This window comes from Micromonospora sp. NPDC049529 (assembly GCF_055586685.1).
The window spans coordinates 25,014-31,912 of sequence record NZ_JBVJHT010000026.1; the positions used below are offsets into that span (position 1 = coordinate 25,014).

Sequence of the window (6,899 nt, forward strand, 5' to 3'; positions counted from 1 at the left end):
CCCTCGCACGGCGGTGGCCGGCGGACGGAATGACCGCCGGGCCACCGCCACGATCAGCACGCGGGCGTCGACACCTGGGCCGCGACCAGCGATGAGTGGATGTAGCCGCCCGTCGGCGCAGTTACCCTGAACCAGCGGTTCGACGCATAGTTGGAGTTCGGCGGGTAGACCCACTGGGCATCGGTCCAGCAGGCCATCGTCACGGACGTGCCGTTGCCGTAGAACCCGTAGGACGTGCAACCGGTGTTGGCGCAGCTTCGGATGTTGGCACCCCCGGAGTTCGAGCTGATGTACGGGCCGGCCGCAGATGCCGGCACACTTGTCACCGCCAAGAAAGCGCCGACCGCACCGACGATCGCGGCCATCCGCCCGAGACGGTGGCGGAAGGCAACCCTGCTCTTCGACATCGCGCACTCTCCTCTGCACTTCCGGGCTGGCAGACCAACCAGCCGACTGCCATGAGCGTCAACCGCTCAGCCCCCTTTCCGGAACGTGTTTCCTGTCGCATGTCACAGGAAGGAGACACCGCACGGTCGACCCACGCTGAGGCGTGACGAGACGCGATACGGGGTTGATTTTCAGCGCCGGAGGGCGCTCCCAGGGTGTTCACGAAACCGGCCGGCCCGGTAAGCCCCGATTGAACAGGTCACCGCAGAAGCCGCGCCCGCGAGCTGCCGGCAGGCCAGTATGGCTGTTCATTTGAACACCACCCAGCGCGGCGGCACGAGCGTACGGGGCGGATGGCGAGCTTTGGCCCGGCCGGGCCGTTGAGTGTGGATCGGACCCGCTCAACGATGTCGGCTCACCTCCGATGCCGCAGCCTCCACCGCCGAGGGGTGGACGCCCGTCTCGGTCGGCCCGTGCTTGGCCCAGGCCACGAACCGGGCCGAAGGCGAGGGTGAGCTGGTCGAGCAGCGGGGCGGTGGACGGGTGAGGGTCGCGACGTGGTGTGAGCGTGTTGGTCGGCCAGCGCCTCGATGCGCACCGGGTCCGGGCCGGCCAGCGGGTGGTCGAAGGGCAGGACGACGACCATCTCGTCCGTCTCCAGGAATCGTCGTGGCAGACGCGGATCGTCGGGTAATCCTGGTGGCGCATCGGTGACGACGGCGACGTCCAGGGCAGCCGGCCACGCGACGGCCGAGTTCACGATCGGCGCCCTGATGAAGGACATGGCACTGCTGGCCGCCGCGTCAAACACCCCCTCCGCAGTGCGACCGGCCTGACCTCCGATACCCCCGCCGGCCAGCAGGCCGACATCGCCGTTGCCGCTACCGTCCCCGCCGTACACGACGCCGTGCTCGAACCGCTACGCGCCTGCGTCCGCGGACACGCCACCGGAGACCCCGCACACTTCCGCGACGCGTTCCTGCCCAGCGCGCACATCGAGGGAGTTCGGGACGGCGCGTTCGCCTCGTGGCCCCTGGACGATTAGTGCACTGTCTTCCACAGCCACCCGGCCCCAAACGAACCGATCCGCTCCCGCCGCATCGACTCCGTCGATGTCCTCGGCACCGTCGCGACCGCGACCACGACGCTCTGGCACGGCGCATACACCTCCACCGACATCTTCCTGCTCGTCCGCGTCGACGACAGGTGGCTCGTCGCCAACAAGGTCTACCACCGGCACTCCTCGGTTGACGGGCGCACCAACGTAGAAGCGACTCATGTTGTGGGGAGGGCGGTCGTGGCCGCCCTCCCCACCGGTTCACCTCGGATCAGTTGAAGTTCAGGTACGGCTGGACCACCGTCATCCGGAAACCGGCCGCCCACATCTCCGCGTTCTTCGCCATCAGCTCGGAGAAGGTCCAGGCGGTGACGAACGGCCGGCCGTCACCACCCGGTTCCCAGATGGCGTCGTAGCGCAGGCCGTCGGTGCTCGTCCGGTACACGTTGAGGTACTTCATCCGGTAGCCGCCCGGCCAGTGGTTGGCGTTCGCCTGGCTCATCTCGTCCCAGGTGGCACCGAAGATCGTCGGCCGGGTGTCCGTACCGGGCATCCAGATGCCGATGTAGCGGATGTCGTTCCCCGACGGCGTGGCCTGGCGTACGCCGCTGGCCTGGATCAGCCGGTAGCCCTGGGCCCGCATCCGGGCGTCCTCGGCACGGAACGACTCCGCCGTCCAGTCCACGACGAACCGACGGCCGTCGGTGCCCGGCTTCCAGATCGCGTCGTAGAGGTACGTGCCGTTGTGCGGGTACCGGTTGATCCGCCAGGCCCGCAGCCCCTGCGCCCAGTAGACCGAGTTCTGCTCGAAGAACTGGGCCTCGGTCCAGCCGACCACGAACGGGCTGGCGCCGGTGCCGGGCTTCCAGATCGCGTCGTACCGCAACTCGCCGTTGTCCAGTGTGACCTGGGTCAGTGAGTCGATCCGGTAGCCCAGGCCGAACAGTTCCGAGTTGCGCTGGAGCAGTTGGGCCGAGGTGTGGGTGTGCGCGGTCGGCCGGCCGTCGCCGCCCGGTTCCCAGATGGCGTTGAACCGGACCACGGACGCGGTGGTCCCCGCCCGGTCCGCCGGTGCCGACCGGGCCGCCGCCGGTGCGGCGACCCCGACGACAACGGCGGTCAAGCCCAGGAGTACGCCGAGTGTGCTGGTCAGCACCCTCGGTCCGAATCTGGTGGAGATCTTGGACATCGCTGGGTTCCCCCTCGTTGGGTGTGGTGGCGGGCACCGTCCGGGACCCGCTGGATCGATGTCTAGTCGCCGACTCGTTGTCCGGCTTCGGGGCACGGGGCCGGACAATCAACTGCGGACAAGGTGGACCGGAATGGACCTTTGGGGGCTTGGTGCCACGGCCGGAGGGTGAGCTGGGTCCGGGCGACCCGGAGATCATGGAATTCGCGGCCGGGTTGCGCCTGCTGCGGGAGAAGGCCGGCCGACCGGGTTACCGGGAACTGGCCCGACGGGCGCACTTCTCCTCCACCACCCTGTCCGAGGCCGCCGGGGGCCGGCGGTTGCCGACGCTCGCCGTCGCCCTGGCGTACGTGAACGCCTGCGGCGGGAACGGCCCGGAGTGGGAACAGCGGTGGCGGGCCGCCGCGGCGGGAACCACGACGACCACGGCCGACCCGGACGGGGCCGGGCAGGAGGTGCCGTACCAGGGGCTGGCCGCGTACGGGCCGGAGCGGGCCGAGTGGTTCTTCGGGCGGGAGGACGTGGTCGACGACCTGCTGCGCCGGTTGACAGGGCAACGGCTGGTGGCGGTCTTCGGGGCCTCCGGCAGCGGCAAGTCGTCCCTGCTGCGGGCGGGACTCGTACCGGCGGCCCTGGTCGGGCGTGCACCGGGGCCGGGCCGGTCGGCGGCGGCGGAACCCGTTCGGCCGGTGGTGGAGGTGCTGACGCCGGGGGCGGACCCGATCGGCGAACTGGCGGTACGGCTGGCCCGGTTGACCGGCGTACCGGCCGGGGCGTTGCGGACCGACCTGGCCGCCGACCCGGCGCACCTGCACCTGGCGATCCGCCAAGCCGTCGGCGGTGAGCCGACCGACCCGGAGTTGTGGCTGGTCGTGGACCAGTTCGAGGAGCTGTTCGTGCTGTGCCGGGACGACCGGGCGCGGACCGGCTTCGTCGGTGCCCTGCTGGCGGCGGTACGGGCACCGGACAGCCGGCTGCGGGTGGTCCTCGGGGTCCGGGCCGACTTCTACGGCCGGTGCGCCGAGCTGCCGGAGTTGCCGGCGGCGCTGGCGCAGGCACAGGTGCTGCTCGGACCGATGACCCCGGCGCAGGTCCGCGACGCCGTGGTGCGACCGGCCGAGCGGGCCGGCGCGATGGTCGAGACGGCCCTGGTCTCGACCATCGTCGCGCAGGTGGCCGGGCGGGCCGGCGCCCTGCCGATGGCCTCGCACGCACTGCTGGAGGCGTGGTGGCGACGCCGGGGCAGCGCGGTCACGCTGACCGGGTACGAGGCGGCCGGCGGGATGGACGGCGCGGTCGCCCAGACCGCCGAGCGGATCTGGCAGGAGTTCGACGCCGACCAGCGCCGCTGCGCCCGACACGTGCTGCTGCGGATGGTGGAGATCGGTGCCGGGGACGAGCCGGTGACCAGTCGCCGGCTCGACCGCGCCGAACTCGACGACGCCGACCCGGTCACCGCGTCCGTGCTGGAGCGGCTGGCCGGTGCCCGGCTGGTCACCGTGGACGGGCAGTCGGTCCGGGTGGCCCACGAGGCGCTGCTCGGTGCCTGGCCCCGGCTGCGTGACTGGCTGGACGAGGACCGCGAGGGCGTACGCACCCACCGCCAGCTCACCCAGGCCGCCTCGGTGTGGCAGTCGCTGGAGCACGATCCGGGGGCCCTGCTGCGCGGTCTGGCCCTGTCCCGGACCCTGGCCTGGGCGGACGGCCAGCCGGGCGGCCTGACCCGCACCGAACGGGAGTTCCTCACCGGCAGCCGGCGGGCCGAGGAGCAACGGTCGGCGAGCCGACGTCGGCGGGCGCGGATCCTGCACGGGACCCTGGCCGGGGTGGCGACGGTCGTCACCGTGCTCGCCTCACTGGCGGTGATCCAGGCCGGACGCGCCGCCGACCAGCGGGACAACGCGCTGCACGGGCAGCTCGTCGCCGGGGCGCGGGCCCAGATGGAACGCGATCCGCAGCTGGCCTTCCTGCTGGCGCGGGAGGCGTACCGGTTCCGGCCGGACAGCCGCGCCGAGACGGTGCTGCGGCAGGCCACCCTCAACTGGCGGGTGCTCGCGGTCCGACCGGTGTTCGGCCCCCGCAACCGGGCGGCGGCGCTGAGCCGGGACGGGCTCCACGCCGTGGCCGGCACCGCGGACGGCACCGTCCGGGTCTGGCACGCCACCGACGCCCCCGGTACCGCCGCACCGCTGCCGGAACCGGGCACGGACCTGCGGGCGGTGGCGATCGGCAACGACGGTCGGCGGGTGGCCGCCTCCTACAACTCCGCGGTGGTCCGGGTCTGGGACACCGAGGCGCCGAACCGGGGGCCGGTGCTGCTGTCCGGCCACACCGGACCGGTACGCGACGTCCGGTTCAGCCCCGACGGCCGGCAGCTGGCGACCGGGGACGCCGACGGGACCGTACGGCTGTGGGACCTGGCCGGCGCTCCGGTGTCCCGGGTGCTGCCGTACGGGGGTCGCGGTGGTGTCTACACACTGGCGTGGTCGGCCGACGGGCGACGGTTGGCCACCGGAACCGCGCAGTCCCCGGCCCGGATCTGGGACCTGACCGACACCGCCCAGAAACCGGTCGAACTGACCGACTCCGTCGACCCCGACGAACTGCTGTTCAGCCCGGACGGGACCCGGCTGGCCGGCAGTGCTGACGGAACACTGCGGATCTGGTCGGCGACCGGAAACGATCAGCCAACGGTGCTGGGGCGGCTGCGCGGGGTCATCCCGGCGGCGTTCAGCCCCGACGGCCGACGGCTGATCACCACCAACGGGTACGGCGTACTCGGCTTCTGGGACACCGGGACGCCCGGCGACCCGGTGCCGCTGCGCGGTCACGCCGGTGCGGTCCGGGCCGCCACGATCGGACCGGACGGACACCTGGTCAGCGTCGGCGAGGACGGCACCATCCGATCCTGGGACGTCGACGGGCCGTTCCACCCCGAGATCACCCACCCGCACGACGATCTGGCGCACGTGGCCCGGTTCAGCCCCGACGGCCGGCACCTCGCCACCGGCGGCATCGACGACGGACTGGTCCGGATCACCACCCTCGGGTCACCGGGCGGCGACAGCACCACGGCGGTCACCGCCACCACCGGCGCACCGATCCTGGGCGGGCATTCGGGCATGGTGCTGGAGGTGACGTTCGCACCGGACGGCACCCGCCTGGCGAGCCTCGACTCGGCCGGCACCGTACGCGTCTGGAACTGGCCGACCGGTGCGCTGGCCGCGACCTTCGACGCCGCCGGCTCCAGCCGGATCGTCTTCGGCCCGGACAGCCGGCGGCTGCTGACCAGCGGACCCGGCGGCGTGCGGGTCTGGGACGGGACCGTCGGCGGCGGTCCCACCGCATCGCTGGCCCCGGCCGGTTCCGTCGCCGCGTTCGCCCCGGACGGGCGGCGGGTGGTCACCGGGGCCGAGGACGGGACCGTGTCACTGCGCCCGGCCACGGCGCAGGACGGCCGGGGCGTCCTGCTCGGCCGGCACGACGGGCCGGTGACCTCGGTGTCGTTCAGCCCGGACGGTCACAGCGCCGCCAGCCTCGGCCTGGACAGCACCATCCGGATCTGGCCGGCGACCGGCGGCGCGGCCACCCTGCTGGCCGCCGCCGGCCAGGGTGCGGCCACCACCCGGCTGACCCACACCCCGGACGGCCGCCACCTCGCGCTGCTCGGCGGCGGCGAGCTCACCGGGATCCAGCTCTGGAACACGGGTGCCGGCACCACCGAGCCGGTCACCGTGCACCCGCTCGGCCCCGGCCCGCTCGGCTTCGCGTTCGGCCCCGACGGCGAACGCGTCGCGACCGTCCACTCGGACGGCTCGGTCCGCACCTGGAACTGCGACGTCTGCGGACCGGTCGACCGGGTCCTCGCCGTCGCCGGGACCCGGCAGGTACGGCCGTTCACCCCGGACGAACGCCGGGCCTTCCTGCTCGACCACTGACCGGGGCCGTTTCCTGCTCGCCCACCGGTCGGAGGTTCCCGCTCGACCACCGGTCGGCGGTGGGTCGCGGTTGCCCGACGCGGACGCGTCGGGCAACCGTGGACGACGACTACCGGTCGGCACCCATGGCGTCGATGAGACTCTGCGGCCGCAGGTCCGTCCAGTGCGCCTCCACATAGTCCAGGCACTCCTGCCGGGGACCGGGGCCGTGCAGGGTGGTCCACCCGGCCGGCACGTCCACGAACGACGGCCAGAGGCTGTGCTGGTTCTCGGCGTTCACCAGCACCAGGTAGGTGCCGTCCGGGTCTTCGAACGGGTTGGTCATCGT

At 72.7% G+C, this 6,899-nt stretch carries 6 protein-coding genes and 1 pseudogene; 3 read left to right on the forward strand and 4 right to left on the reverse strand.

Going from position 1 to position 6,899, the window contains the following annotated elements; genetic code table 11:
• Positions 1–53: 53 nt before the first annotated feature.
• On the reverse strand, positions 54–407 hold the full coding sequence (locus ACZ6QQ_RS32695) for a hypothetical protein (protein ID WP_465881537.1): 354 nt from the start codon (positions 405–407) through the stop codon (positions 54–56).
• Between the two features lie 395 nt (positions 408–802).
• Complete coding sequence (locus tag ACZ6QQ_RS32700; protein WP_465881608.1) at positions 803–1,147, reverse strand: LysR substrate-binding domain-containing protein; 345 nt, start codon at positions 1,145–1,147, stop codon at positions 803–805.
• On the opposite strand from ACZ6QQ_RS32700, the gene ACZ6QQ_RS32705 reads away from it, so the two are divergent.
• On the forward strand, positions 1,098–1,223 hold the full coding sequence (locus ACZ6QQ_RS32705; RefSeq protein WP_465881615.1) for a hypothetical protein: 126 nt from the start codon (positions 1,098–1,100) through the stop codon (positions 1,221–1,223). The two genes, ACZ6QQ_RS32700 and ACZ6QQ_RS32705, sit on opposite strands and share 50 nt — an antisense overlap.
• Before the next feature lie 71 nt (positions 1,224–1,294).
• Positions 1,295–1,723: pseudogene (locus ACZ6QQ_RS32710) on the forward strand (nuclear transport factor 2 family protein).
• On the opposite strand, the gene ACZ6QQ_RS32715 reads toward ACZ6QQ_RS32710, so the two are convergent.
• Positions 1,716–2,633, reverse strand: a complete 918-nt coding sequence (locus ACZ6QQ_RS32715; RefSeq protein ID WP_465881538.1) for a hypothetical protein — start codon at positions 2,631–2,633, stop codon at positions 1,716–1,718. The pseudogene ACZ6QQ_RS32710 and the gene ACZ6QQ_RS32715 overlap by 8 nt on opposite strands.
• Positions 2,634–2,785: 152 nt before the next feature.
• Here ACZ6QQ_RS32715 and ACZ6QQ_RS32720 point away from each other — a divergent pair, with 152 nt between their 5' ends.
• Positions 2,786–6,571 (forward strand): nSTAND1 domain-containing NTPase, encoded by a 3,786-nt coding sequence (locus tag ACZ6QQ_RS32720; RefSeq protein ID WP_465881610.1) that lies wholly within the window; start codon positions 2,786–2,788, stop codon positions 6,569–6,571.
• A gap of 109 nt (positions 6,572–6,680) precedes the next feature.
• Here ACZ6QQ_RS32720 and ACZ6QQ_RS32725 read toward each other — a convergent pair whose 3' ends face one another.
• Positions 6,681–6,896: an MbtH family protein gene (locus ACZ6QQ_RS32725; protein WP_465881539.1), complete on the reverse strand. Its 216-nt coding sequence runs from the start codon at positions 6,894–6,896 to the stop codon at positions 6,681–6,683.
• Between the last annotated feature and the right edge of the window lie 3 nt (positions 6,897–6,899).

Excerpts from the sequence above, each read along its gene's own strand:
- ACZ6QQ_RS32695 (WP_465881537.1), bottom strand. The coding sequence starts at position 407 with ATGTCGAAGAGCAGGGTTGCCTTCCGCCACCGTCTCGGGCGGATGGCC.
- ACZ6QQ_RS32715 (WP_465881538.1), bottom strand. The coding sequence starts at position 2,633 with ATGTCCAAGATCTCCACCAGATTCGGACCGAGGGTGCTGACCAGCACA.
- ACZ6QQ_RS32725 (WP_465881539.1), bottom strand. The coding sequence starts at position 6,896 with ATGACCAACCCGTTCGAAGACCCGGACGGCACCTACCTGGTGCTGGTG.